General features: G+C 71.9%; 20 protein-coding genes and 1 pseudogene. 8 read left to right on the top strand and 13 right to left on the bottom strand.

Features of this window, described 5'->3' with window-relative positions:
• Nucleotides 1-19: 19 nt before the first annotated feature.
• Nucleotides 20-931, bottom strand: coding sequence for an SMP-30/gluconolactonase/LRE family protein (locus ACZ6EG_RS22460; RefSeq protein ID WP_391970492.1), 912 nt, complete (start codon nt 929-931; stop codon nt 20-22).
• 172 nt (nt 932-1103) lie between these two features.
• Between ACZ6EG_RS22460 and ACZ6EG_RS22455 the strand changes: the two genes are divergently transcribed.
• Nucleotides 1104-1628, top strand: a complete 525-nt coding sequence (locus ACZ6EG_RS22455) for a VOC family protein (RefSeq protein WP_469606930.1) — start codon at nt 1104-1106, stop codon at nt 1626-1628.
• Nucleotides 1629-1674: 46 nt separating this feature from the next.
• On the opposite strand, the gene ACZ6EG_RS22450 is transcribed toward ACZ6EG_RS22455, so the two are convergent.
• The 11 genes and pseudogenes from ACZ6EG_RS22450 to ACZ6EG_RS22400 all read right to left on the bottom strand — a co-directional run bounded on the left by ACZ6EG_RS22450 (nt 1675) and on the right by ACZ6EG_RS22400 (nt 16558).
• Nucleotides 1675-2853: a YncE family protein gene (locus ACZ6EG_RS22450; protein ID WP_469606927.1), complete on the bottom strand. Its 1179-nt coding sequence runs from the start codon at nt 2851-2853 to the stop codon at nt 1675-1677.
• A gap of 211 nt (nt 2854-3064) precedes the next feature.
• A pseudogene (locus ACZ6EG_RS22445) lies at nt 3065-3453 on the bottom strand (maleylpyruvate isomerase N-terminal domain-containing protein); the annotation flags it as partial.
• Nucleotides 3454-3534: 81 nt separating this feature from the next.
• On the bottom strand, nt 3535-4626 hold the full coding sequence (locus ACZ6EG_RS22440) for an AI-2E family transporter (RefSeq protein WP_469606924.1): 1092 nt from the start codon (nt 4624-4626) through the stop codon (nt 3535-3537).
• 76 nt (nt 4627-4702) lie between these two features.
• Nucleotides 4703-6367, bottom strand: coding sequence for a SpoIIE family protein phosphatase (locus tag ACZ6EG_RS22435; RefSeq protein ID WP_391970703.1), 1665 nt, complete (start codon nt 6365-6367; stop codon nt 4703-4705).
• Nucleotides 6368-6598: 231 nt separating this feature from the next.
• Nucleotides 6599-8116, bottom strand: coding sequence for a glycerol kinase GlpK (glpK, locus tag ACZ6EG_RS22430; RefSeq protein WP_356610241.1), 1518 nt, complete (start codon nt 8114-8116; stop codon nt 6599-6601).
• A 24-nt stretch (nt 8117-8140) separates the two neighbouring features.
• Nucleotides 8141-8986, bottom strand: coding sequence for an MIP/aquaporin family protein (locus ACZ6EG_RS22425; protein WP_391970488.1), 846 nt, complete (start codon nt 8984-8986; stop codon nt 8141-8143).
• Between the two features lie 217 nt (nt 8987-9203).
• Nucleotides 9204-10034, bottom strand: a complete 831-nt coding sequence (gene nadE / locus ACZ6EG_RS22420) for an ammonia-dependent NAD(+) synthetase (RefSeq protein WP_384696671.1) — start codon at nt 10032-10034, stop codon at nt 9204-9206.
• 134 nt (nt 10035-10168) lie between these two features.
• Complete coding sequence (locus ACZ6EG_RS22415; RefSeq protein WP_469606918.1) at nt 10169-13174, bottom strand: 3-keto-alpha-glucoside-1,2-lyase-like domain-containing protein; 3006 nt, start codon at nt 13172-13174, stop codon at nt 10169-10171.
• Nucleotides 13175-13413: 239 nt separating this feature from the next.
• On the bottom strand, nt 13414-14835 hold the full coding sequence (locus ACZ6EG_RS22410; RefSeq protein ID WP_469606916.1) for a DEAD/DEAH box helicase: 1422 nt from the start codon (nt 14833-14835) through the stop codon (nt 13414-13416).
• Between the two features lie 147 nt (nt 14836-14982).
• Nucleotides 14983-15942 carry an alpha/beta hydrolase family protein gene (locus ACZ6EG_RS22405; RefSeq protein WP_391970485.1) on the bottom strand — a complete coding sequence of 320 codons (960 nt, stop codon included), beginning with the start codon at nt 15940-15942 and terminating at the stop codon, nt 14983-14985.
• 190 nt (nt 15943-16132) lie between these two features.
• On the bottom strand, nt 16133-16558 hold the full coding sequence (locus tag ACZ6EG_RS22400; RefSeq protein ID WP_391970484.1) for a PGPGW domain-containing protein: 426 nt from the start codon (nt 16556-16558) through the stop codon (nt 16133-16135).
• Between the two features lie 604 nt (nt 16559-17162).
• Here ACZ6EG_RS22400 and ACZ6EG_RS22395 point away from each other — a divergent pair.
• On the top strand, nt 17163-17402 hold the full coding sequence (locus tag ACZ6EG_RS22395) for a DUF5302 domain-containing protein (protein WP_356610248.1): 240 nt from the start codon (nt 17163-17165) through the stop codon (nt 17400-17402).
• Nucleotides 17403-17546: 144 nt separating this feature from the next.
• On the opposite strand, the gene ACZ6EG_RS22390 is transcribed toward ACZ6EG_RS22395, so the two are convergent.
• Entirely contained in the window at nt 17547-18494 is a 948-nt protein-coding gene (locus tag ACZ6EG_RS22390; RefSeq protein ID WP_391970483.1) for a methionyl-tRNA formyltransferase, read from the bottom strand.
• Between the two features lie 231 nt (nt 18495-18725).
• On the opposite strand from ACZ6EG_RS22390, the gene ACZ6EG_RS22385 reads away from it, so the two are divergent.
• From ACZ6EG_RS22385 to ACZ6EG_RS22360, 6 genes are all read left to right on the top strand, one after another.
• On the top strand, nt 18726-20081 hold the full coding sequence (locus ACZ6EG_RS22385; RefSeq protein WP_391970482.1) for a lysine N(6)-hydroxylase/L-ornithine N(5)-oxygenase family protein: 1356 nt from the start codon (nt 18726-18728) through the stop codon (nt 20079-20081).
• An 11-nt stretch (nt 20082-20092) separates the two neighbouring features.
• Nucleotides 20093-21151, top strand: a complete 1059-nt coding sequence (locus ACZ6EG_RS22380) for a FecCD family ABC transporter permease (RefSeq protein ID WP_469606907.1) — start codon at nt 20093-20095, stop codon at nt 21149-21151.
• A gap of 11 nt (nt 21152-21162) precedes the next feature.
• Entirely contained in the window at nt 21163-22251 is a 1089-nt protein-coding gene (locus ACZ6EG_RS22375; RefSeq protein WP_391970702.1) for a FecCD family ABC transporter permease, read from the top strand.
• Between the two features lie 37 nt (nt 22252-22288).
• Complete coding sequence (locus ACZ6EG_RS22370; protein ID WP_469606904.1) at nt 22289-23146, top strand: ABC transporter ATP-binding protein; 858 nt, start codon at nt 22289-22291, stop codon at nt 23144-23146.
• 94 nt (nt 23147-23240) lie between these two features.
• The gene (locus ACZ6EG_RS22365; RefSeq protein WP_391970479.1) at nt 23241-24296 is read left to right on the top strand and encodes an iron-siderophore ABC transporter substrate-binding protein; all 1056 of its coding nucleotides are present in this window, start codon (nt 23241-23243) and stop codon (nt 24294-24296) included.
• Nucleotides 24297-24298: 2 nt separating this feature from the next.
• Nucleotides 24299-26086, top strand: coding sequence for an ABC transporter ATP-binding protein (locus ACZ6EG_RS22360; protein ID WP_391970478.1), 1788 nt, complete (start codon nt 24299-24301; stop codon nt 26084-26086).
• The last annotated feature ends 28 nt before the right edge of the window (nt 26087-26114 follow it).

Raw genomic sequence — 26114 nt, 5'->3', positions numbered from 1 at the left:
GACACGGACGGCCGAGGGCCTACAGGCGAGGCGCGCCGGTCACCGACATCACGAGTGAGTACAGGGACGTGGTGGCGGTGATGAACAGGCGGTTGTTCTTCGGGCCGCCGAAGGCGATGTTGGAGACGGGCTCGGGCACACGCAGCCGGCCGATGAGGGTGCCGTCGGGGTCGTAGCAGTGGACGCCGTCGTGTAGTGCGGCGGCCCAGAGCCGGCCCTCGTCGTCGAAGCGGATGTTGTCGAAGTGCACGTCGCCCCGGGCCTCGGCGAAGACCTTCCCGTCGGACAGCGTGCCGTCCTCGCCGATGTCGAAGACGTGGATCCGCGCGGCCCGGGAGTCCGAGACGTACAGCCGCCTCTCGTCGGGGGACAGGACGACACCGTTGGGCCCCTCGAAACCGCCGGCCGCCAGCCGGACGTCCCCCGAGACCGGGTCGATCCGGTACACGTTGCACGCCCCGATCTCGGACTCGGCCCGGTGGCCCTCGTAGTCGCTGATGATGCCGAAGTCCGGGTCGGAGAACCAGATCGTGCCGTCGGAACGGACGACGGAGTCGTTCGGGCTGTTGAGCCGCTTGCCGTCGAAGCGGTCGGCGAGCACGGTCACGGTCCCGTCGGGCTCCGTTCGGGTGACACGGCGGTTGCCCTGTTCGCAGGTGACCAGCCGGCCCCGCCGGTCGAGGGTGTTGCCGTTGCTGTGCCCGGCCGGCGTACGGAAGACGCCGACCGTGCCGGTGGCCTCGTCCCAGCGCAGGATGCGGTCGTTGGGGATGTCGCTCCAGATCAACTGCCGCCAGGCGGGCAGGTACAGCGGCCCCTCGGCCCACCGGCAGTCGTCGTACAGGACCTCCAGCCTGTTGTCACCGTTCGTACAGCGCCCGGTGCGGAAGCGGTCGTCAAGAATCTCGTACGGGCCGTCGTCGGCGGGCATGGTGTCCTCTCGGTGCGAGTGATCAGGGCCGCAGCCAACGTAGCGGCGACCGCTCCCTTCGATCCACCGACGAGCGCGGCATCGTCGCGCCGTGGCAAGTAGGACCGGAACCGGCCTACTTCCCGGTTAGCGTCGTTCGCACCACATCGCACCGAGAGAAGGGACGTGTCCGATGAAGCACACCGCACCCGAGGGGTACACCAGCGTCGCGCCGTGGGTGGTCACCGATGACACCGGCGCGCTGCTCGACTTCGTCACCGCCGCGTTCGGTGGTGAGGAGCTCGGCCGGGTGGAGGTCGAGGACGGCTCCGTCGGGCACGGTGAGATCCGGGTCGGTGACACGGTGGTGCTGGCCTTCGACCGGCGGTCCGACTGGCCGGTGATGCCCGCGCTGCTGCGGGTCTACGTGCCGGACGCGGACGCCGCGATGGCCGCCGCGGTCGAGCACGGCGCGCAGGTGGTCACCGAGGTGGCCGACAGCGCGTGGGGGGACCGCGGGGGCAGGGTCCGGGACCCGTTCGGCAACATCTGGTGGGTGGTGAGCCACGTCGAACAGGTCGATCCCGAGGTGGCCTGGCGGCGCATGGGGCAGCCTCGGTACGCGGAGGCGATGCGGGTCGCCCAGGAGACCCTGGACGCCGAGCTGAGCGGCCGGGAACGGGGGACGGCCAGCGCCCCGGTGCGCCCGTCCCGCTGAGCGGCGCCACCGGAGGCGGTGGTGCCCGAGGCACGGTGCGGCCGTCTCACAGGAGCGCGATGCCCAGGGGCCGTTCGCCGACGGGCAGGCGGGTCACCCGGCCCGAGCCGGTGTCGACGACGCTCAGACCGTTCCAGTAGCCGTCCCGGGTGAAGCCGCCGGAGACGTAGGCGGTGCGGCCGTCCGCCGAGGGGACGACGGTCTCGTGCGGGCCGTCCAGGGGGATGACCCGCTCGTGCCGGTCGGGCCGGCGCACGGTCAGGGACGGGCCGTCGTCCTCGGACGGGTCGATCGGGCCGGTGCCCACGGCGTAGAGGGTGCCGTCGGCACCGACCGCCACCCCGTGCTGGTGGGTGTTGGCGGTCATGCCCTCGATCCGGACGGACCCGGTGCGGGGATCGACCACGGCGAGACGCTCCCCCTCGAAGGGCAGCAGCAGGGCGCCGTCCGAGGGCCGTACGGCGGTGTGGTGCGGCTTGAGCCAGGAGCCGAGGCCGCCCTTTGTGCCGTACGGCGCGACCTCGACGCGGCGCGCCGTCCAGTCGCCGGTGTCGACGACGGTGACGTCGAAGGAGTCGTGGTTGGTGGCGTAGACGTGCCGGCCGTCGCGCGACACGTCGACGTCGAAGGGCCGGCGGCCGACCGGAACGGTCTCCGTCACCTTCCGCCGCTCGGTGTCGACGACCTCCAGCGCGCCGTCGCCGCCGGGGACGTTGACGCCGACGTAGACCCGGCCTCCGTCCGGGGACACGGCGATGCCCATGCCGCCGCCCCGGTACTCGCCGGTCGCCACGGGGCCCGTGTCGGTCGTGTAGGGAATCAGCGCGGTGCGCTCGCGGGCGCGGGTGTCCACCGCGGCCACCCCCTCCGCCGTCGCCACCCACGCCGTACCCTCGTCGTCGAGGGCGACCCCGTACGGGGCGGTCCCCACCCGCACCGAGCCCAGGTCCGCCGCCGCGCCCGACCGGGCCGGGTCGACGAACGTGACGGTGTCCGCGCCGAAGTCGGTGACCAGCAGCGTGCCTTCGGGTGTGCGGGGCGGGCCCGGGCCGGCCTCCGGTGCCCGGGGGCCGGTCGCCGCGGGCGGGGCGGACACCGGCGGCTCCGCCTCGGTGCCGTCGCCCGGCGCGCATCCGGCCAGGGCCGTCGTGACGGCGGCCAGCACGGCGAGGGGGCCCGCGACGCGCCGGTTCACCGCTGCCCGCCCGTCACGCGTACGGGGCATGACGACGGCACCGGACCGCCGGGCGCGGCAGTCGGACGGGGGATCGGACGGTGCATGGTGCGACGACTCCGAGGTGTCGAGGGGCGAGTGCCACCAGCCTCCCCCCGCGGGGCGGGACCGCCGGTCGGCGCTGTGGCTCCGTTGGGCGGACGGTACGGACGACAGGGGCATCGTCCGTTCGGACGACCCACCGGGCTCACGGCGGGCGTCCTCAGCCGAGGGCGAAGGGGAGGCGCGCGGCCAGTTCTCCCAGCGCGGCCTTGCTGCGCTCCGCTCGGAGCACGCCGTCCGGTGCCGACCGACAGCGTCTCCGTTCGGGAGGTCCGCGATCAGGTCGAGGTGGTGGAGGGTCCACTCCAGGACGTACGCGCTGAGGTAGTCGTCCACCGTGAGCACCTCCCCGCGGGTGGCGACCCGTGCCGCGGGAGGCGCGAGTGCGGCGGCACGGCCCGCGGCCGCACCGACGTCGTCGAGGTGGAACCTGAGCAGCCACGGTTCCTCGTACGCGGCCGCCAGCCGGACCGTCAGCGCGTCGAGCGGGTCCTCACCCGTAGGGGGCTCGACGACCTCCCGGTAGGTCACCGCGTCCCGGGTCGGTTGACGGAGAAGAGATGCACGGCCGCAAGCTGGCAGCACCGGCCGCCGGGGTCGACGTGCACCCAGGGCGGGCGGCGGCCGGCCTCAGGCGTCGGTCGTCGCGGGTTCCTCCGGGGTGTCGGTGAGTTGGTCGCGCACGTAGTTCCAGACGACCGCGATCAACGCGGCGACCGGTACGGCGAGCAGGGTGCCCACCACTCCGGCCAGGCTGCCGCCCAGCGTCACCGCCAGCAGGATCACCGCCGCGTGCAGACCCAGCCCGCGGCTCTGGATCATGGGCTGGAACACGTTGCCCTCCAACTGCTGCACCACCACGATGATCGCCAGCACGATCAGGGCGTCCGTCAGACCGTTGGACACCAGGGCGATGAGGACCGCGACGAAGCCCGCGAACAGGGCACCCACGATGGGCACGAACGCGGACACGAAGGTCAGCACGGCCAGGGGCAGCACCAGCGGCACGCCCAGTATCCACAGCCCGAGGCCGATGAAGACCGCGTCGAGCAGACCCACCAGCGCCTGCGAACGGACGAAGGAGCCCAGGGTCTCCCAACCGCGCGCGGCCACGGCCGGTACGTCGGTGGAGAGCCGGCCGGGCAACTGGCGGGTGAGCCACGGCAGGAACCGCGGCCCGTCCTTGAGGAAGAAGAACATCAGGAAGACCGCGAGGATCGCGGTGATCAGACCGTTGACCACGGCGCTCACCCCCGTGGCCACCGTGCTGACCATGCTGCCGACGCTGTCCTGGACACGGGCCATGGCCGTGTCGACCGCACTGGTGATCTGGGCGTCGCCGATGTTCAGCGGCGGTCCCGCGGCCCACTCGCGCAACCGCTCGATGCCCTCCATCACGCCGTCGGTCAACTCGTCGGTCTGGGAGGACATCGGCACCGCGATCAGCGCCACGACACCGACGGCGGCCAGCAGGAACGCCACGGTCACCGCCGACGCGGCCAGCGCGGGCGCCCATCCGTGCCGCCGGAGGAACCGGGCCGACGGCCAGGTCAGCGTGGTCAGCAGCAGGGCGATCGCCACCGGCCACACGACGGACCACATACGGCCGAGGAGCCACAGGGCCACCGCGAGCAGGACGAATATCAGCAGCAACTCGGTGGAGACACGCGCGGACGTGTGCAACGCGGCACGGGTCCTCGCGGAACTCAATCTGGCAGACATGGGGATCACCTTAGAGGGACGGCGCACGTCCTCTGCCGCGGGTGAACCTACACAGGCGGCCTAGGTCCCGCGGCCGTCAGCCCGGGGCACCCAGCCGCACGGCCAGCAGGGCGACGTCGTCGTCGTTCTCGGGGGGCCGCACCCTCCTGAGCAGCTCGTCGGTGAACGACTCCATCGGGCGGCGGGCCAGCACCGCGGCGTGGCGCCGCAGTTGCTCCAGTCCCTCGTCGAGGGAGTGCCCCGGGGACTCGATGAGTCCGTCCGTGTACAGCACGAGCGTCGCCCCGGGCGGCAGGAGCGCCGACGCGTCCGGACGGGCTTGCTCGGTACCGGTGCCGAGCAACAGGCCGTGACCGCCCGTCAGGTAGCGGGCCACTCCTTCCCCGGTGATCAGCAGCGGCGGCGGATGCCCGGCGTTCGACCAGGCCAGTGCCCACTGTCCGTCCTCGCGGACCGTCATCCGCGCGAACGTCATCGTCGCCATGGGCACGTCGGTGATGCGGAGGATCGACTGGTCGACGCGTTGGACGATCTCGCTGGGCGGCCCCTGGTGGGCCCAGGCGTAGGCACGGAGGATGTTGCGGACCTGCGCCATGCCGGCCGCGGCCTCCAGGTCGTGTCCCACGACGTCTCCGACGGCCAGCGCCGTGCCGCCGTCACTCAGCGGAAAGACGTCGTACCAGTCACCGCCGACATGGGAGGCGTCGGGCGCGGGCAGGTACCTGGCCGTCATCTGCAATCCCGGCACGCGCGGCAGTTGGGGCAGCAGATAGCGCTGCATGGTCTCGGCCACCTTGCGCTGCCGCTCGTAGAGGCGGGCGTTGTCCAGCGCCAGGCCCGCACGACGCGTGATGTCCTCCAACAGCGTGAGGTCGGCCGCCGTGAACTCCCGCGAACCCGCCTCGCGCCCCAGGGTCAGCGCGCCCAGCACCTGGCGCAGGCCCCGGATCGGCGCGATGGCGGCGGACTGGATCCCCGTGGACTCGAACAGGCGGCGCTGCTCCACGGCGATACCGGAATCGGGGGACCGCTCGTACGCCCGCGAGTCGGTCACCGTCGAGGCGACACCCCGCAGAGCCCGGGACAGCGGCATGGTGGACGCCTCGGGCACCGGGGCCATGGGGCCCTCGAGGTCCGGCCGGTGCACCAGGGCCCCGCCCTCCGCGTGCACCACGGCGGTGCGCCACACCTCGTCGCGCTCGGTGATCTGGTCGATCACCGCCCAGTCGGCCAGCCGGGGCAGCACCAGGGCCACGAGTCGGCGCATGGCCTCGTCGACGGAGAGGGTGGAGGTCAGCTGGGTGGTCGTCTCGGCCAGCAGGGCCAGCCGATCCAGTTCCGTGAGTTGCCCCGAGCCGTGTGCGATGCCCGGGACGTCGTGGAGAGCCGGCGAATGGAAGACGACGAGCGTCCCCTTCTCGTCGTCGCCGATCCGGCAGGGAGTGATCAGCCACGCGACGGGCATCAGGGTCTCGTCCCCCCGCAGGAACCAGTCCAGCTCGCCCTGGACCGTGCGTCCGGAGAGGAACGCCTGCCGCATGCCGCACCGGGCCCTGGGCAACGGTTCGCCGTGAGCGCTGCGGTGCAGCAGGTCGTGCGCGTCGCAGCCGACGAGTTCACCGGCGGGACGGGCCAGCGACCGCTCGGCGGCGGCGTTCACCGCGACGATGCGCCCCTGCTCGTCCACGACGTAGGCGGCACCCCCCAGGGCACCCAGCATCCTGTCCACTTCGCGGGGCATCCCCGAGGCCTGCTCTCCGGCGCAGCCGTTCTCGTCCGGACCGAACACTGCGTCTCCTCACCGTCTGCCGGAAGGACGGTCCACCGAGGAACGACCACAGAGGGTCCTCCGCGCCCCGCCTTCGTCTCGCGCTCCCAAGGGCGAGCGCCGACGCTCAGATCATCGCACCTCCAGTGGCGCGAGAGGAGGGAGAACAGGACGCCCGGCGCCGGTCACGGCCGGGCCGGGGCGTCACGGCACCTCGACCCAGTCGAGCGTGCGCTGTACCGCCCGCTTCCACCCGTCGTAGCCTGCCGCCCGCCGGTCCTCGGCCCACTGGGGCTCCCAGCGCCTGGACTCCTGCCAATGGCCGCGCAGCTCGTCGGTGTCCCGCCAGAAGCCCGTGGCCAGCCCCGCGGCGTACGCCGCCCCCAGCGCGGTGGTCTCCGCGACGACGGGCCGGCTGACGGGGACACCGAGGACGTCGGCCTGGATCTGCATGCAGAGGTCGTTGGAGGTCACGCCCCCGTCGACCCGGAGCACGTCGAGGTGGACCCCCGAGTCCTGCTCCATGGCCTCGACGACGTCGCGGCTCTGGTAGCAGATCGACTCCAGGGTCGCCCGGGCCAGGTGCGCGTTGTCGTTGTAGCGGGCGAGACCGACGATCGCTCCCCGGGCGTCGGAGCGCCAGTAAGGGGCGAACAGGCCCGAGAAGGCCGGGACGAAGTACATGCCGCCGTTGTCGTCGACGGTACGGGCGAGTTCCTCGCTCTCGGCGGCGGTCTTGATGATCTTCATCTGGTCACGCAGCCACTGCACGGCGGACCCGGTCACCGCGATGGAACCCTCCAGGGCGTAGACCGCCGGGCCGTCGCCGAACTGGTAGGCGACGGTGGTGAGGAGGCCGTGCTGAGAGCGGACCGGTTCCGTGCCGGTGTTGAGCAGCAGGAAGTTGCCGGTGCCGTAGGTGTTCTTGGCCTCGCCGGGCGCGAAGCAGACCTGGCCGACGGTGGCGGCGTGCTGGTCGCCGAGCACGCCGCAGACGGGGACGGCGGCGCGCAGCGGCCGGGAGGTCCGGGCCACGCCGTACGCCTCCCGGTGGGAGGACGGGTGGATGGCGGGCAGCATGGCCCGGGGGATGTCGAAGAAGCCGAGCAGTTCGTCGTCCCAGTCGAGCGTCTCCAGGTTCATCAGCATGGTGCGGCTGGCGTTGGTCACGTCGGTGGCGTGGATACCGCCTTCGGGACCGCCGGTCAGGTTCCACAGGACCCAGGCGTCCGTGTTGCCGAAGACGGCATGGCCCCGCTCCGCCGCCTCGCGCACGCCGTCGACGTTCTCGAGGATCCACTGGATCTTGCCGGCCGAGAAGTAGGTCGCCGGCGGCAGTCCGGCCTTGCGGCGGATGACGTCTCCCCGCCCGGAGCGTTCCAGGTGCGCCGCGATGGCGTCGGTGCGGGTGTCCTGCCACACGATGGCGTTGTAGTAGGGACGCCCGGTGCGCGGGTCCCAGACCACCGTGGTCTCCCGCTGGTTGGTGATGCCGATGGCCTCCAGGTCGGTACCCGACAGCCCGCTGTGGCGCAGCGCGTTCTGCATGACCGAGTTGGTGCGCTCCCAGATCTCCACGGGGTCGTGCTCCACCCAGCCGGAGCGGGGGAGGATCTGGGCGTGCTCCAGCTGGTGCTTCGCCACCTCGTTGCCGCCGTGGTCGAAGATCATGAATCGGGTGCTGGTGGTTCCCTGGTCCACCGCGCCGATGAAGTCCGCCATGGTGTGTCGCCTCTCCGGCCGGTGTCAGTCCTCGGGCGCCGGTACGCGCCCCGTCGGTTCCGGCTCCGCGGTCGGCAGGAACCGGCCGACGAAGACCTTGTACAGCCCCGCCCCCAGAACGCCGCCGATCAGCGGCGCGACGATCGGCACCCAGAAGTAGAGGTTCCCGTACTGGTCCCGCCAGGCCCCGCCGTATCCGGTCAGGAAGCTGGCCAGCCGGGGGCCGAAGTCGCGCGCCGGGTTGATGGCGTAGCCCGCGTTGGTGCCCCAGGCCATGCCGATGGCGACCACCACCAGGCCGATGACGAAGGGGGCCAGGTTCGCGCCCGGGGGTGTGTTGAGCAGGTCGGTGATGGCCAGGATCAGCAGCAGCAGGAGGGCGGTGCCGATGATCTGGTCGCGGAAGGCGCCCCACTCGTGGACCGGGAGCGCGGTGTTCCCGTTGGCGGGGAGCGTGGAGAACACGGTCTGCGTCTTGATCGTGTGGCCGGGGTCGGCCTTCGCCAGCGCCTCCGAGTAGTTCCAGCGGACGAGCAGAGCGGCCACGAAGGCGCCGGCCGTCTGGGCCAGGGCGTACGGGGCCACCTTGCGCCAGGGGAACCCCTTGAACGTGGCGAGGGCGACGGTCACCGCGGGATTGAGGTGGGCGCCGCTGAGCCGTGCGGCCACGTAGACGCCGAGCGTCACACCGAGCCCCCAGGCCCAGGCGATGCTGTCGTGGTCGCCGAGTCCGCCCTCGGGGTCGGTGAGGGCACCGCCCGCGGCCACTTGGGCGACCACGCCGCAGCCGAAGAGGATGAGGATGAGCGTGCCGGCGAACTCGGCCGACAGTTCGCCGAGCAAGCCGGACCGCTTGAGCCGTTCAGCCATGGAAGCGCACCTTCCGCCGGCTGAACCGGCCGTCGACTGTCCGAGCCTTCCAGTCGACAGATTAGAGCGGTAAGTGACATTTCGCACCAATTGTGCGACCACCTGCCCGTACGGTGCCCGTCCCTGCCCGGGTGGTCCGGACACACGTACGGGGAGAACGGCGGAGCATCGTCCGCCGTTCTCCCCGCAGGTCACGTCCTCGGCCCGCCGGGGGGCCTCACGGCCCGATGGGCAGCCTGCGCTTGTGGTCGGTCAGCCGGTAGCGGCTGACGATCTTCTCGAAGGCCTCCTCGCCGACCGGCTTGCCCTCGAGGAAGTCGTCGATCTCGTCGTAGGTCACGCCGAGCGCGTCCTCGTCGGCCTTGCCGGGGTCGAGGGTCTCCAGGTCGGCCGTCGGCACCTTGCGCACCAGTTCGGCGGGGGCGCCCAGCGCGTCGCCGACGGCGCGCACCCGGCGCTTGGTGAGACCGGTCAGCGGGACGACGTCGGCGGCGCCGTCGCCGAACTTGGTGAAGAACCCGGAGACCGCCTCGGCGGCGTGGTCGGTGCCGACGACGAGGCCGTTGTGCGCGCCGGCCACGGCGTACTGGGCGATCATGCGCTGCCTGGCCTTGACGTTGCCGTGCACGAAGTCCTGGTGGTGGGCGTCGCGGAAGGCGACGTCGGCGGCGAGCAGGGCCTCCAGGGTGGCGTCGCTCGCGGGCTTGATGTCCACCGTCAGCACCTGGTCGGCCTTGATGAAGGAGAGCGCGAGCTGGGCGTCGTGCTCGTCGGCCTGGACGCCGTTGGGCAGCCGCATCGCGTAGAAGCGCGCCTCGTGGCCCTCGGCCCGGGCCCGTTCGACGGCCAGCTGGCACAGACGGCCCGCGACGGTCGAGTCGACCCCGCCGCTGATGCCCAGCACGAGGGCGCGCAGACCGGTGGAGGTCAGGCGCTCGGTCAGGAAGGCCACCCGGCGCTCGATCTCCCGTTCGGCGTCGAAGGTCTCGGCGACCTCCAGTTCCCGGGCGATCTCCAGTTGCAGGGCGACGGACGCCGGCTCGCTCAATTCCGCTCCTTGTTCGACTCACGGCAGGACTTCCCACTCACCCTACCCAGAGGCGCCCGGAGGACACGGGCCGGCCGGTGACCAGGAGCGGTGCGTGCGGGGTGGCCGTCCGGAGCCACCCCGCACGGCCGCGGTCAGTCCAGCGGCTCGATCAGGAGGTTGCGGAACCGGACCTTGTTCCCGTGGTCCTGAAGCCGGATCGCCCCGGCGGCCGGCGTCTCGGCCCGGCCCGCCGCGGTGGGGCCGTCGAGGGCGACGTCGTCGTGGACCTTCTTGCCGTTCCAGACCACCGTCACCCGGGCGTCGGCGGTCTTGCGACCGGTGTCGTCGAAGCGGGCGGCGCGGAAGACGATGTCGTACGTCTGCCACGTTTCCGGGGCCGTGGCCGCGTTGATGTCGGGCGCCTTCTTCTGGTAGAAGGCGCCGGCCTCGTTGGTGGCCGGTGAGGTGTCCCCGAAGGAGTCGAGGATCTGCAGCTCGTAGCGGTCCTGCAGGTAGATGCCGCTGTTGCCGCGGTCCTGCCCGGTCACGTCCGGGGGCAGCAGGGGGACGCGGAACTCCACGTGGAGGGCGAAGTCCTGGTAGGCGTCCTTGGTGCGGAGGTCGCCGCAGCACACCTCCATCGACCGTTCCTCGGACAGGGGCCACGCCGTGCGCCGTCCGTCCGTGTGCTGCCACTGGTCCTGCGAGGCGGCCGTGCCGTCGAAGAGGGCGACGCGGGCACCCTGCGGGTGGACGGTGATCAGGTCGAGGTTGACGTGACCGGTGTCGCCCGCGTCGTACCGGTAGGAGACCGTGTTGTGGCCGGCGCGCAGGCGCAGGCGCTCGGTCCGCGTGGACCAGGTGTCCCAGTCCCCGGTGGAGGCGAGGTGGGTCTGCCGCACCTTCTTCCCGTTGGCGTACAGGGACAGCGACTTGGTTCCCTCGAAGGGGTTCGGACCGTTGGAGTAGCGCAGGTTGACGTCGTACGTGCCCGACTTCGGGACCGTCACGTCGAACGTGGTGGCGACCCTGCCCTCGGTGGCGTACTGGTCGACGAAGCCGCTGCCGGAGTAGCCGACGTGGTCGGTGCCGATCCCGGCCGTGCCCGTCAGGTTCGCCTCCTCGGCCTCGTAGAGGGTGGCGGCGGGCGGCTGCTTGCCGGGCATCGCGTTCAGCGTGTACCAGGCCTCGGTGCTCCAGAGCGCTTCACCGGACGCGGAGGTGAAGGGGCGCGGGGAGCGCACGTGCACCACGCGGTCCGGCTTGAGGCCGTCCAGCCGCAGCCGGACGGTCCGGGCGTCCCGGGAGAGCGTCGCGGAGCGCACGGACAGCCGCTCCTCGGCGATCTTCGGGCCGCCGTAGTCGGCGGTGGGGGTGTAGTGCCACTGCTGGGCCTCGTAGCGGGCGGCCAGCTCCGCGGCGGTCTCGGCGGACACCGGCTGGGTGTACGTCAGGTCGAAGCCGCCGGGTACGGCCCGCATCTTCTGGATGTCGAAGGTGTTGCCGCCGTTGGGCGTGAGCTTCTGCAGGGCGAACTTGAGCTTGCCCTCCTGTCCCCAGTTGCCGTCGGCGCCGAGGCCGCCGGCGTAGATCGCCCCGTCGGGGCCGACGCTGATCCGGTTGACGCCGGCCTCCAGGCCCTGGGTGTAGCGGAAGACGGCGCCCTGGTACTGGCCCTTGACCTTCTCCAGGTAGGCGCGTTGCAGGCCGCCGTAGGTGACGTCGCCGATCAGCATCTGGCCCTTGAAGGTCCCCTTCTTCACGAGCAGCGGGGTGGAGGGCGAGTTGCCGATCTCGTTCTGCGGCAGCCACAGCACCGGCTTCGTGACGGGGGAGTCCTCGAAGGGCCCGGCGGGCTCGGTGTAGTGGTTGAAGAAGCGGTCCTGCTTGACCTGGACGAGCTTGGAGGAGGGCAGCCAGCCGCCCTGGTTGTCGGTGGCGAAGAGGCCGTTGTCCGGGCCCCAGCCGATGCCGTTGGGGGTTCGCAGTCCGCCGGCGACCGGGCTGATCTTCCCGGTCCTCTTGCTGATCTTGTACGTCGTCCCGCGGCCGGGCGCGGGCTGCGGGGTGGTGGTGGCGCCGCCGAGGTCGATGGCGACGGAGAGGTTCACGTAGAAGTAGCCGTCGCGGTAGAGCAGACCGAACGCGAACTCGTGGAAGTTGCCGCCGTACGGCCAGGTGGCGACCGTGCGCAGGTCGTCGGCCACGTCGTCGCCGTTGTCGTCCACCAGTCGGGTCAGTTCGTGCTTCTGCGAGACGTACAGCGAACCGTCGACGTACTTGATGCCCATGGGCTCGCGCAGCCCGCTCGCGATCTTCTTGACGGTGACCTTGTCCCGGCTGGTCGCACCGGTGACGTTGTCGAGCAGGTACACCTCACCGGCAACGTTGTCGGTGCCGCCCCAGGTGCTGATCGCGAGGCGTCCGTCGGGCAGCCAGTCCATGCCGCTGACCTGCGGTTCGAATCCGTCGGGGCGCAGGTCGGTGAGGGTGAGGTCGGGGCGTACGGAGGTCAGCGGCAGGCCGTCGCCCGGGGTGTCCCGACCGGCCTCGCACTCCTTGCGGCCCGGCGCCGTCACCCGGACGACCCCGGCGTCGGTGCTCAGTGCCTCGCGGGGTACGACGGTGAACTCGCTCTCGCCCGGCGGCTTCCAGGACAGCTGGAGCTGCTGCCCGCCGCCGCGGTCGAAGTGGTCGATGCGCAGCGGGTGCGCTCCCGCGGTGAGGTCGACCGCGCCGTCCTTGGGTTCGGCGCCGTGCAGTCCGTCGTGGTCGATCACCGTGGCCTGGTCGAGGGTCAGCCGTGAGCCGTCGTCGCTGGTGAGACGGAACACGTAGGTGCCGTCGCGGGGCGCGACCAGGTAACCGGAGGCCTGTGAGACGAAGTTGTCCGCGATGCCGCCGAAGTCGTCGGTGGTGGACCAGTCGACCGTCGGCATCAGTTCGTCGTGGTTGGGGGTCTGGCCCGGCTTGAGGGTGCACAGCTCGTTCAGGGGTGTCTGGACGTCGAACACGCGCAGGGTGACCCCGGGTTCCTGCGGAGGGATGTCGGCCGGGGCGGCGGACGCCGGGGCGGCCAGGACGCCGCCGGTCGCGACGGCCGACGTCAGCAGGAGGATGAGGCTTCTTCGAGCACGCGAGAACAGGCGTTGGGGCATTGGTCCTCCGTGGCGTGGGGACCGGACCGTGCCGGAAATCGCTCCGGTCTTGAGCGGAGTGGCTTCAGTTCCGCCGCAAAGGTAGGAGACTTCCGCTTGGCATGTCCATACTTTGTCATCGATGTGTTCAAAGTTCTCGGCGTCCCGGGAGCGCCGGCGGCCCTCCGGACGCGCCGAAGCCAGCCCTCACATGGTGCGCGGGCGGCGGGCGGCGGGCGGCGGGCGGTGTCGGGTGGCGGTCAGCGGCCCTTGCGTACCCGGGCCGCTGCCCTGGCTTCGGCGGCCTTGCGGGCCTCGGAGGTCTTGCGCGACTCCTTGGCGGCGCGTCCCGGCGTGGTGCCGAGGCCGCGGAAGGGGGCGTTGCCGCCGCTGGACCGCGGTGCGGTCGGAGGGCGCTTCGCGCCGGTGATGTCGGTCAGTTTCTGTTCGCCGGAGCGCACCGGGGTGACCGTCGGCCGGATTCCCGCCTCCGACATCATCCGGCTCACGTCGCGTCGCTGGTCGGGGGTGACCAGGGTGACCACGCGTCCGGACTGGCCGGCGCGCGCGGTGCGCCCGCCGCGGTGCAGGTAGTCCTTGGCGTCGGCCGGCGGGTCCACGTTGACGACGAGGTCGAGGGCGTCGACGTGGATGCCGCGCGCCGCGACGTTGGTCGCCACCAGCACGGTGACATCGCCGTCCACGAACTGGCCGAGCGTGTGGGTGCGCTGCGGCTGCGACTTGCCGCTGTGCAGGGCGGCGGCCCGCACGCCGGCGGCCCGGAGCTGACGGAGGAACCGGTCGACCCCGGCCTTGGTGTCCAGGAACATCAGCACCCGGCCGTCGCGGGCGGCGATCTCGGTCGCGAGGGCGTACTTGTCCGCCGGATGGACGGTCAGCACGTGGTGCTCCATCGTGGCGACGGAGCCCGACACCGGGTCGACCGACACGAGGACCGGGTCGTGCAGGTGACTGCGCACCAACGCGTCGACGTCGCCGTCGAGGGTGGCCGAGAAGAGCAGCCGCTGCCCGTCGCCCGGCACCTGGTCGAGGATGCCCGTGACCTGGGGCAGGAACCCCATGTCGCACATCTGGTCGGCCTCGTCCAGCACGGTGATCCGCACGCGGTCCAGGTGGCAGTCCCGGCGGGACACCAGGTCGGCGAGGCGCCCCGGTGTCGCGACGACCACTTCCGCGCCGCCGCGCAGCAGCTCCGCCTGGCGGTTGATCGACAGCCCGCCGACCACCGTGGCGAGCCGCACGTCCAGCGTCCGCGCGTACGGCGCCAGCGCGTCGCTCACCTGCTGGGCGAGTTCCCGCGTCGACACCAGGACCAGGGCCAGGGGCCGCTTGGAGTCGGCCCGCCGCCCCGCGGTCCTGGTGAGCAGGGCCAGCCCGAAGGCCAGGGTCTTGCCGGAACCGGTCCGCGCGCGGCCGAGGACGTCGCGGCCCGCGAGCGCGTCGGGCAGGGTGGCCGCCTGGATCGGGAAGGGGTGCGTCACGCCGAGGCCGGTCATCGTCTCCAGCAGGGCCGACGGCAGTCCGAGGGAGTCGAACGACGGGGCCGGCGGGGTGTCCGCCGGGGCGGGCCGGGGCGGCCGGCCCCGGTCCCGGGGTGCTGTCGCCCGCGAGGGCGTACCGCCCCCGGAGGAGGCTTCTCGGGCGGACGGCTTCGCGTGCATGGGGGACGACCTTCCTGATCAGGCGCCCGGAACGCGCCCGGGTCCGTACCCCTCGGTACGGACCCGGGCGCCTCGAAGCGTGGCCTCGAGTTTACCAGCGGGCTTTCCGGGGCCGGCGGCCCGCGCGGGCCGCCGGCCGTCGGCGGCCTACTTGGACTGGATCCGTCCGAACGAGTCGGCTCCCGCCGTCAGCTCGTCGCACGCCTCCTTCCAGGCCGGGTCTCCGGGGTGGAACTCGCTGCGGAGATAGGCCCAGGTGAGGCGCTGCACCGCGGCCACCCGCCCGGGGCTCTCGTCGGTGGTCTCGGCGACGTCGTACCCGGCGACGCCGCCCAGGCCGTGCTCCGCGTCGAACAGGGTGAGCAGGGTCTTGGGGCCGGGGGAGAGGACGTACGGATCGGTGTGCCACTCCGGTCCGCGGACCGTCAGGTGCGCGGACGCGTCCTTCTCGCCGGCCACCACGAGGGCGGGGGTCGTCATCCGGGAGAAGTCGGTGCTGTGCAGGAAGGGGAGGTCCCGCGCGGCGTACTCGGTCAGGGAGTCGCCGCCCCGGCCGGGAGCGGCGAGCAGGACACCCGCCGTGATGCGGGGGTCGCTCAGATCCACCTCCGTCGCGTCGTCCGGGTCGGTGAGGCGGGCGCCCAGCAGCAGGCTCGCGGTGTGCCCGCCCATCGAGTGGCCGGCCACGGCGACCCGGCTGCCGTCCAGTCGTCCACGGAGCTGCGGGACGGCGGCCTCCAGCGCGTCCAGTCGGTCGAGGACGCGGGTCATGTCCTCCGCCCGCGACCGCCAGTGGAGCGGCGCGCCGGGGGTGTCGGGGGCCAGGCGCAGGGTCCGGGAGCTGAGGTGGGTGGGCTGGATCACGACGAAGCCGTGGGCCGCCCAGTACTGGGCGAGGGGCGCGTAGCCGTTCAGGGAGGACAGGTGGTTCGAGGGGCCCTGCCCGTGCGAGAGCAGGATGATGGGCAGCTCGCCGCCGGTCAGGGGCGCGGAGACCCGTACCTCGAGGTCCACCGCCCGGCCGGGGGACGGCAGCACGACCGGGCTGACCGAGAGGACGGGGGCGGGCGGGACGCGGTGGGCGGCCGCGGTGGTCGGTGTACTCATGGCGTACGTCCGTTCGGTGGACGCCGCGGCCGGTCCGGGCCGGCCGACGACTCGTGGAGGGGCTCGTGAAGGATCGCGCCGGCTGCGAGGCAATAACCGGAACGTCGTCCCGTTTAATATACGGAACGCTGTTCCGTTTGGTCAACGGTGCTCGGCGCGGACCGCCTCCTCGCTGAGCCCCGCGCTGCCGTCACTCGGCCGTGGGCGGGTCGTCGCGGCGGGCCGCCCGCACGCGACGGTGGCTCCACAGGAGCAGCGCGAAGAGGACGAAACCGGAAATGATCAGACTCGCGCCGGTGCCCCATCCGGAGAACGGCAACCAGGACAGGAGGCCCCACGCCAGGCCCGCGCCCACGAGGCACAGCCCCGCCAGCACGGAGCCGGCCACCCGCCAGCGCGAGGAGACGCTCTCCTCGGCCGCACGCATCGCCTGACGGCGCACGGGGGCGACGAACCGGTCCAGGGCGGGGACGGCGCGTGACAGCAGCACCACCCCGGCGAACACCAGCAGCAGGCCCGGTCCGGGCAGTACCAGCAGGGCGATGCCGACCACCACCAGCACGGCACCCAGGGAGCCCAGGGCGGCCCGTCGGATCGAGTCGACGCTGCGTCCCATGAAGCCACCTTCCTGCGGTCCGCTGGAACCACGGTTCCGTCGGGCCCGTCCCACCTTAGGCAGGCATCGGAGGGCGGGCGATCCAGCGGGGTCCTGCGGTGGGGTGCCCGCGCTCGAGGTGTGTCGTCACGGCCGGGCCGGCGCGACGGGCAGGAGCCGACCGGGCCCACGGCGCGGCCGCCGTCCGAGGTCCTGGTGGAGTGGGTCGGCGACCTCCGCGCGTCGGCGACCTCCACGCGCGCCGGCCGGGCCCCGGTGACCAGGGCCGCCGACGGCGGAACACCGGAGGCTGCGCGGACGGCGACTGCGAGATCCTCGTGGGGTTCACCGCGCTCTGCATCGGGAGCTGCATCCGGGTCGGCACACGCCGGCACACACCGGCACCCGTCAGCACACGGTCGAAATCCCGGCACCACCCGGTGCGTTCACGGTGCCCCGCGGCGACCGCCGCTGACCGGCGGCAGGCAGGCGCCGTCGGCGGCGCGGCCACCCGCGTCGGCCCCTCGCCGTGCGCGGGAAGGCGGCCGGGCGTCCGGTATTCGTTCCTCGGACGGTCGTCGGCATGACAAGCTGTGATCCTGTTGTCCTAACCCAGGAGGTCACCATGGCTGCAGACGACTCATCGCAAGCAGGTTCGGAGTCGGCCGAGGCCGAGAACCCCGCCCTGGCGCCCGACGAGGAGGGTCAGTACGACCTGAAGGGCAAGTTCCGGGAAGCCCTGGAACGCAAGCGCAAGCAGGCGGACGAAGCGGGGCGTGCCGCGAACGTGGACTCCTCGAAGATCCGCGGCGCACACGGTCCGGCTTCCAGCCAGCGCTCCTTCCGGCGGAAGAGCGGCGGCTGAGTCCGACACGGGCTGTCCGGCGGTCGGCGTGACGCGTCCGATCCGCCGGACCCCACCCGCCGCGCGTCGTCCCGGCTCCCGGTGACGGCCAGGGCCTGTCCGACCACGGCCGCGGCCGGTGCGGGGCCCGGCCGTCCGGTCCGGTCAGGGGCGGCTGGTCAGATAGCCGCCCATGGAGGTGAAATACTCCGCCGCGGACAACTCCCGTCCGTCCTCGGTCCGCACGCGCGTGATGGCCAGGCCGTGGTTGCGACCGGTACGGGCGTCGGCCCCGGCCACGATCACCACGCCGTCGCCCTCGCGGTAGAAGACGCGACCGGGTGTACCGCCGTAGCGGCCCTGGGAGACGACGGCTGCGAGCACCTCCAGTCGCCTGCCCCGGTGGAACGTGAAGGCGCTCGGGTACGGCTCGGACTGGGCGCGGACCAGCCGCTCCAGGTCCTCGGCCGGCCAGCTCCAGTCGATGCGGATGTCCTCGGCGGAGCGCTTGTGGAAGAAGCTCGCCCGCGACCGGTCCTGCCGGGTGAACTCGGTCTGCCCGGCGGCGATGAGGCCGAGGGCGCCGACGGTGACCGGGGCGATGAGGTCGACGGTCTTGTGGAAGAGGTCGGTGGCGGTGTCCGTCGGTCCGACCGGCACGGCCTCCTGCCGGACGATGTCGCCGGCGTCCAGCTCGTCGTTCATCATGTGCGCGGTGACGCCCACCTCGGTCTCGCCGTTGATCAGGGCCCAGATCAGCGGGGAGAAGCCGGCGTACTTCGGCAGCAACGAGTCGTGCACGTTGAGCGTGCCGTGCCGGGGGAGGCCGAAGATGCGCGGGGGAATCCACGTCCGCCAGTTGTTGGCCACGATGATGTCCGGCTCGGCCGCCTTGAGGCGCTCGAACAGCTCCTCGTCGTCCGGGCGGTTGCGGATCAGCACCGGGACACCGTGCTCCTCGGCGAGGTCGGCGACGGAGTCGCTCCAGATCTTCTCGTAGGCGTGCTCGCTCTTGGGGTGCGTCACGACCAGCACCACGTCGTGCTCGGAGTCCAGGAGGGCTTGGAGGGTGCGGTGGCCCCAGGTCTGGTAACCGAACATGACGACCCGCATGGGGTTCCTCCTCAGGGCAGGAAACGGCTCCGCAAGTAAAGCAAGGCTTGCCTTAGCCCACAACACCTCGCCGAGAGAACCGAGTTGAGGTCACCGACCGCGTCTCGCCCTATCGACAGTCCGGCGGCATTAGCTTAGGCTCCCCTAAGTTTCCGACGGGAGCGTTCCGTCGGCACATCCCGTTCCGTCCCCCACGCCCGACAGGCGACTGTCCCGCACGATGGGAGTGACATGTCACAGGTTCTTCCTGATGACGCACCACCGGTCCACGACCTCATTGGCATCGGCTTCGGCCCGTCCAACGTGGCCATGGCCATCGCGCTCAGCGAGCACAACGCGGGCGTCGGCGGGCAGGAGGCGGTCACCGCCCGCTTCTTCGAGCAGCAGCCGCGCTTCGGCTGGCACCGCGGCATGCTCATCGACGACGCGACCATGCAGGTGTCCTTCCTCAAGGACCTGGTGACACTCCGGAACCCGGCCAGCGAGTTCAGCTTCCTCTGCTACCTGCAGAGCAAGGGGCGGCTGATCGACTTCATCAACCACAAGAACCTCTTCCCGCTCCGGGTGGAGTTCCACGACTACCTCGAGTGGGCGGCGGCCAAGGTCGACGACCTGGTCTCCTACGGTCACGAGGTGGTCGGCGTCGCACCCGTCGTGCGCGACGGAGCCGTGGAGCACCTGGAGGTGACGGTCCGCTCGGGGGAGGGGCTGGAGGTCCACCGGGCGCGCAACCTCGTCCTCGGCACCGGGCTGCGCCCCCTCCTGCCGGAGGGCGTCGAGCGCGGCGACCGCGTCTGGCACAACTCCGAACTGCTCGCGCGGGTCGACGGGTTGGAGGGAACCTCCCCCTCGCGGTTCGTCGTCGTCGGAGCCGGACAGAGCGCCGCCGAGAACGTCGCCTACCTGCACCGCCGCTTCCCCGACGCGGAGGTCTGCGCGGTCTTCACCCGTTACGGCTACAGCCCCGCCGACGACAGCGGCTTCGCCAACCGGATCTTCGACCCCGCCGCGGTCGACGAGTACTTCGCCGCACCCGGGAGCGTCAAACGCCGGCTGATGGACTACCACGGCAACACCAACTACTCCGTGGTGGACATCGACCTGATCGACGACCTGTACCGGCAGATGTACCGGGAGAAGGTGCTCGGGACCGAACGGCTGCGGTTCCTCAACGTGTCCCGGCTCACCGAGGTCGAGGAGACGCCGGACCGGGTCCGTACCACCGTGAAGTCCCTCGTCACCGGCGAGGAGACCCTCCTGGACGCGGACGTCGTGGTCTTCGCCACCGGATACAGCCCGGCCGACCCCCTCGGCCTCCTCGGCGAGGTCGCGGAGCGCTGCCTGCGCGACGACGACGGACTGGTCCGCGTCGAGCGCGACTACCGCGTCGCGACGGACCCGGACCTGCGCTGCGGCATCTACCTCCAGGGCGGCACGGAGCACACCCACGGCATCACGTCGTCGCTGCTGTCCAACACCGCCATCAGGGTCGGCGAGATCCTGGAGTCGCTCCTCGCCCGGGGCGTCAAGGCCGCCTCCGACGAGGTCCGTACGGTCGCCGACGGAACCGGCAGCACGGCGCGTTAGTGTACGTCGCCATGACCACGACTGCGGTTGCCCGCCCCGCGCCCGGGGGGACGGCGAAGGCCCGCCGGAAGCGGGTGGCGGGGCTGGGCGTGCTCGCGTTCCTCCTCGTGGTCGCGGGTGCCGCGTCGCTGGCCGTCGGCGCACGCGCCCTGAGCCCCGCCGAGGTGTGGCACGGCTTGTTCTCCGCGCCCGACGCCGATCAACGGCTCACCGAGATCAGGCTCATCGTGCGCACCGTGCGGGTACCCCGCACGGTGCTCGCGGTGGTGGCGGGCGTCGCCCTCGGGATCGGCGGGGCGTTGATCCAGGGCTACACGCGCAACCCCATCGCCGACACGGGTCTGCTGGGGGTGAACTCCGGTGCCTCCTTCGCCGTCGTGTCGGGGATCGCCCTGTTCGGCCTCACCGACCCGATGCAGTACGTCTGGCTGGCCTTCGTCGGTGCGGCGGTCGCGGGTGCCGTCGTGTTCGGCCTGGCCAGCATCGGCCGCGGGGCCGGCAACCCCCTGACGCTCGCCCTGGCCGGGCAGGGCGTCACGGTGTTCCTCGCGGCGATGACCACGGCCGTCGCGCTGACGGACAAGGCCTCGCTGAACGCGCTGCGGTTCTGGAACGCGGGCTCGGTGGCCGGCGTCGGCTTCGACGTCATCTGGCCGGTGACCGCCTTCACGGCGGCCGGACTGGTCCTCGCCCTCACCACCCTGCCCGCGGTCAACCTGCTCAACCTGGGCGACGACGTGGCGCGGGGCCTCGGGGTGAACGTCGCCCTGACCCGGACCGTCGGCATCCTCGCCATCACCCTGCTCGCCGGCGCGGCCACCGCGGCGTGCGGCCCCATCGCGTTCATCGGCCTCATGGTGGCCCACGTGGCCCGGTACCTGACCGGACCGGACTACCGCTGGCTGGTGCCGTACGCGGGTCTGCTCGGCGCGGTGATCCTGCTGGTCTGCGACATCGTGGGGCGACTGGTGGTACGGCCGTCGGAGCTGGCCGCGGGAGTCCTCGTCGCGCTCCTCGGCGCGCCGTTCTTCGCGGCCCTGGTGTGGCTCGGGAAGTTCAAGAACGCGTGAACGGGGCGGAAGTGAAGTCGAGCGGAGCGGACGTGCGGCGGGACGCGGCGCGCACCGGGCCGGTGCTGACACCGGGTGTGCGGTTCGGCCGGGTGTCCTTCGTGTGGCGGCCCCGGATCGCCGGCGTCACCCTGCTGCTGGCGGCGGCGGCCTTCCTGGTGTTCTGCCTGTCCATCGGCGTCGGGGACTTCCCGATCGGCCTGTCCCGGGTGGTCGCGACCCTCTTCGGCCGGGGCGAGCAGGTGGACGAGTTCGTGATCATGGACCTGCGGATGCCCCGGGCGCTGGCCGGGCTCGTCGTGGGGATCGCGCTCGGGGTGTCCGGGGCGCTCACCCAGGCCATCGCCCGCAATCCGCTGGCCAGTCCGGACATCCTGGGCATCACCAGCGGCGCGAGCGCGGTCGCCGTGTTCCTCGTGACCGTCTCCGGCGGCACCGCCGCGGTGATCGCCGACGCCGTGGGCCTGTCCGCGGCGGCCCTCGCGGGAGGTCTCGGTACCGGCCTGCTCGTGTACTTCCTGGCCTGGCGCCGGGGGATCGACGGCTTCCGGCTGATCCTGATCGGCATCTCGGTGAGCGCCGCGATGCAGGCGATCACCACCTGGCTGCTGGTCACGGCCGACATCAGGGACGTGGCCCGGGCCCAGGCGTGGCTGGTCGGCTCCCTCGACAACCGGTCGTGGGACGAGGTCCGGGTGGCCGTCTGGGGCACGCTGGCTCTGCTCGTCGTCGTCGCGTGCGTCTCCTTCCAGTTCAAGCCCCTGCACTTCGGCGACGAGATCGCCGCGGGCCTCGGCGTGCGGTACTCGGCGGTGCGGGCGGTGCTGCTGCTGTGTGCGGTGCTGCTCGCCGGCGTGGCGGTGAGCGCGGCGGGCCCGGTCCCGTTCGTCGCGCTGGTGGCGCCGCAGGTGGCGATGCGTCTGGCGCGGTGCCCGACACCGCCGATGGCGGCCTCCGGCATGGTCGGGGCGCTGCTGCTGATCGGCTCCGACCTGGTCGCGCGCACGGCGCTGCCGGTCTCGCTCCCGGTCGGCGTGGTGACCGCCGCGATCGGCGGCCCCTTCCTCGTCCATCTGCTGGTACGGGCGAACCGCAGATAGCTGGTACAAAGTAAGGCAAGCCTAAAGAGGGGGCCTTGTGGTCGTACAGTCCATCGCCTGCGTGGAGTCCGGGGTCGACGACGTCTCACGGCTGACAGCCAGGGGCGTCACGGTCGGGTACGGCGGCCGGACCGTCATCGACGAGCTCGACGTCGAGATCCCGCCCGGGGTGATCACCACGATCATCGGCCCCAACGGCTGCGGGAAGTCGACGCTCCTGCGCACCCTGTCGCGGCTGCTGAAGCCGACGAGGGGGACGGTCGTGCTGGACGGCGAGGACATCGGCACCCTCCGGACCAGGGACGTGGCGAAGAAGCTGGGTCTGCTGCCGCAGGCACCCGTCGCGCCGGACGGACTGACGGTGTCCGACCTCGTCGCCCGGGGCCGGCACCCCCACCAGAGCTGGCTGCGGCAGTGGTCGTCGGACGACGCCGCCGTGGTCGAGAGCGCGTTGGCGATGACCGGGGTGTCCGACCTCGCCGACCGGCCCGTGGACTCGCTGTCGGGCGGCCAACGCCAGCGCGTGTGGATCTCGATGACCCTGGCGCAGGGCACCGATCTGCTCCTCCTGGACGAGCCGACCACCTACCTGGACCTGGCGCACGCCATCGACGTGCTCGACCTGGTGGACGACCTGCACGAGTCGGGACGCACCGTGGTCATGGTGCTGCACGACCTCAACCTCGCCACGCGCTACAGCGACCACCTCGTCGTGATGCGCGAGGGCGCGATCCTGGCGCAGGGACACCCGCGGGACGTCGTCACCGCCGAGTTGCTGAGCGAGGCCTTCGGTCTGCGTGCCCGGGTGATCGACGACCCCGTGGGCGACCGGCCGCTGATCGTGCCGATCGGACGCACCCACAATGAACTCGGCGAAGAGGCAACGGAGTTGTAGGCGGTGAGGGTAGGCTAACCTCACTCCGGCGCGGTAAGGTTTGCTGCCCTTAGACGGGGGCGCAGTGGACAGCGCGACAGCAAGGGATCTGCGGATGCTCCTCCTTAGAACGACGCGTACGAAGCCCCGGCGGCGATGGGCGGCCGCACTGTCCGCCACCGCCCTCGGTGTCGGGCTCCTCGCGGGCTGCGGTTCCGACTCGGACGACCCGGCCGACAACGCGGGCGACGACACCTCGGCCGCCGCCGGCGCCTTCCCGGTCTCCGTGGAGCACGCGTTCGGCACGACGAAGGTCACCGAGGCTCCCGAGCGGGTCGTCACCGTGGGCTACACGGACGACCAGACGGTCCTGGCCTTCGGCATCAAGCCGGTCGGCATGGTCGACCAGTACCCGAACCCGGCGGGCCAGAGCCCCGACATCAACACCCAGTGGCCCTGGGTGAAGGAACAGTGGGGCGACACCCAGCCCGAGGTCGTCATGAAGAACGGCGACTCCGGACCCAACTTCGAGAAGATCGCCGCCCTGCGCCCCGACCTGATCATCGCGGTCTACTCCGAGATCGACCAGGCCGCCTACGACAAGCTCTCGAAGATCGCCCCCACGGTGGGCCGCACCAAGGCCGAGAAGGAGCCCTTCAGCGCTCCGTGGCAGGACAACGCGCTGCACATCGCCAAGGCGCTAGGCAAGGCCGAGGAGGGCGAGAAGAAGGTGGCCGACATCCAGGGCAAGCTCGACACGGCCAAGAAGGACCACCCCGACTTCGCCGGACAGACCGCCGTGGTGCTCTCCTGGTACGAGGACTCGGTGGCCCCCTTCACCTCCACCGACGTACGCGGACGGCTCGTCTCGGGCATCGGCTACGGGTACCAGACGGAGATCGACAAGGTCGCGGACGGCAACTTCTACACGAAGCTCTCCCCGGAGCGCGTCGACCTGGTCGACGTCGACCGCGTCTTCGTCATCAACGACAAGGCCGACCAGGACGCGTTGAAGAAGTTCAAGCTCTTCGCCAACCTGGACGCCGTCAAGAACGGCAAGGTGTCGTACCTGCTCGACAGCGAGGGCCCGGCCGTCGGCGCGGCCATCTCCCAGGGGACGCTGCTGTCGATGCCGTACGCCATCGACGAACTCGTCAAGTCGGCCGGGTAGGTGTGACCGGCACGGACACGCGCGTCGCTCCGGCGGCCCTGCGTACGGCGACCGGACGCGAGGCCGGCCGATGGGTCGCGGCCCACTGCCGGGAGGTGCCCTGGCTGACCCTCACCACCGTCCTGACGACGGTGGCCGGAGCGGCGCTCCAGGTACTCCCGGTGCTGCTGCTCGGCCGGGTGGTCGACGCGGTGGTCGAGGGCGGGTCGCAGTCGGTCCTGGTCACGATCGGGGCCCTGATGGTGGCCGCGGCGCTGCTCGGCGCGGCGGCCACCGCGGTGTCGACCTACCTGATCGGCCGGCTGGGCGCCGACCTGCTCGCCCGGCTGCGGGAGGGCGCCGTCCGGGCGGTGCTCGGCATGCCCAGTACCCGGGTCGAGCAGGTCGGCCGCGGGGACGTGCTGTCCAGGGTCGGTGACGACGTCGCCGTGATCTCCAAGGGCATCAGGACGGCGGTCCCCACCGTCTTCTCGGCGGGGGTCCTGGTGGTCATCGCCACGGCCGGCATGTTCGGGCTGGACTGGCGCCTGGGCCTCGCGGGCGCCGGCGCGCTGCCCGCCTACGCCCTGGCCCTGCGCTGGTACCTGCCCCGGTCCGCCCCGCTCTACCGCAGGCAGCGGGTGGCCCAGGCCGACCGGGCACAGGCCCTGATCAGCGGACTGAACGGCATCGAGACGGTGCGGGCGTACCGGCTCGAAGGCGTCTTCCGCGAGAAGGTCACCGCGGAGTCGTGGCGGGTGCGCAACCTCGGCATCGAGGTGTTCCGGTTCTTCGGCCGCTTCGTCGGCCGGGAGAACCGCGCCGAGTTCATCGGCCTGACCCTCATCCTCGTGGTGGGGTACGCCCTCCTGGAGGCCGACGCCGCGACCCTGGGTGAGGTGTCGGCCGCCCCCCTGCTCTTCCACCGGCTCTTCACCCCGCTGGGCGCCATCATGTTCACCTTCGACGAGGCGCAGAAGTCGGGCGCGAGCCTGACCCGGCTGGTGGGCGTGCTCGGGGAGGACGGCGAGGGCCGGCTGGTGGGCGACGCGTCCGTCGCGCGGGCCGGCGTCGCCCCCCGCCCCGTGACGGTCACGGGACTGACCTTCTGCTACCCCGGCAGCGAGGAGCCGGTACTCAGGGACGTCGACCTGACGATCCCGGCGGGGGGCTCGCTCGCCCTCGTGGGGGCGACGGGCGCCGGCAAGTCGACCCTGGCCGCGCTGATCGCGGGCGTCGGGACCCCCCGGTCCGGATCGGTACGCATCGGGCCGACCGACCTCGCGGACCTGGACGAGGCCGGGGCGCGGGCCCTGGTGAGCATCCTGACCCAGGAGACGCACGTGTTCTCCGGTCCGCTCTCCGACGACCTGCGGCTGGCCGCTCCCGAGGCGACCGACGCCGAACTCATGGACGCCTTGCGCACGGTCGGTGCGGACGGGTGGGTCGGCGCGCTGCCCCGGGGAGTGGACACCCCGGTCGGTGAGGGCGGCGAGCGCCTCGACGTCACCAAGGTCGCCCAGATCGCCCTGGCCCGGCTGGTGCTGAGCCGGTCGCCGGTGGTGGTGCTGGACGAGTCGACCGCGGAGGCGGGCAGCGAGGGCGCCGCCGAGCTGGAACGGGCCGTGCTGGCGGCCTGTGCCGGCCGGACCACGCTGTTCGTGGCGCACCGGCTGACCCAGGCGATGGCGGCGGACCGGATCGCCGTGCTCGACGCGGGGCGCGTCGTGGAACAGGGAACGCACCAGGAGCTGGTCGCACTGGGCGGCCGCTACGCACGGCTGTGGCGAGCCTGGCGAGAAGGAAGTTAGCAAGCGAAGCCTGAATCCCGTTGGTCTG

It is taken from the genome of Streptomyces sp. NPDC041968 (assembly GCF_055589025.1).
This window is presented reverse-complemented; position numbering and strand designations above follow the sequence as displayed.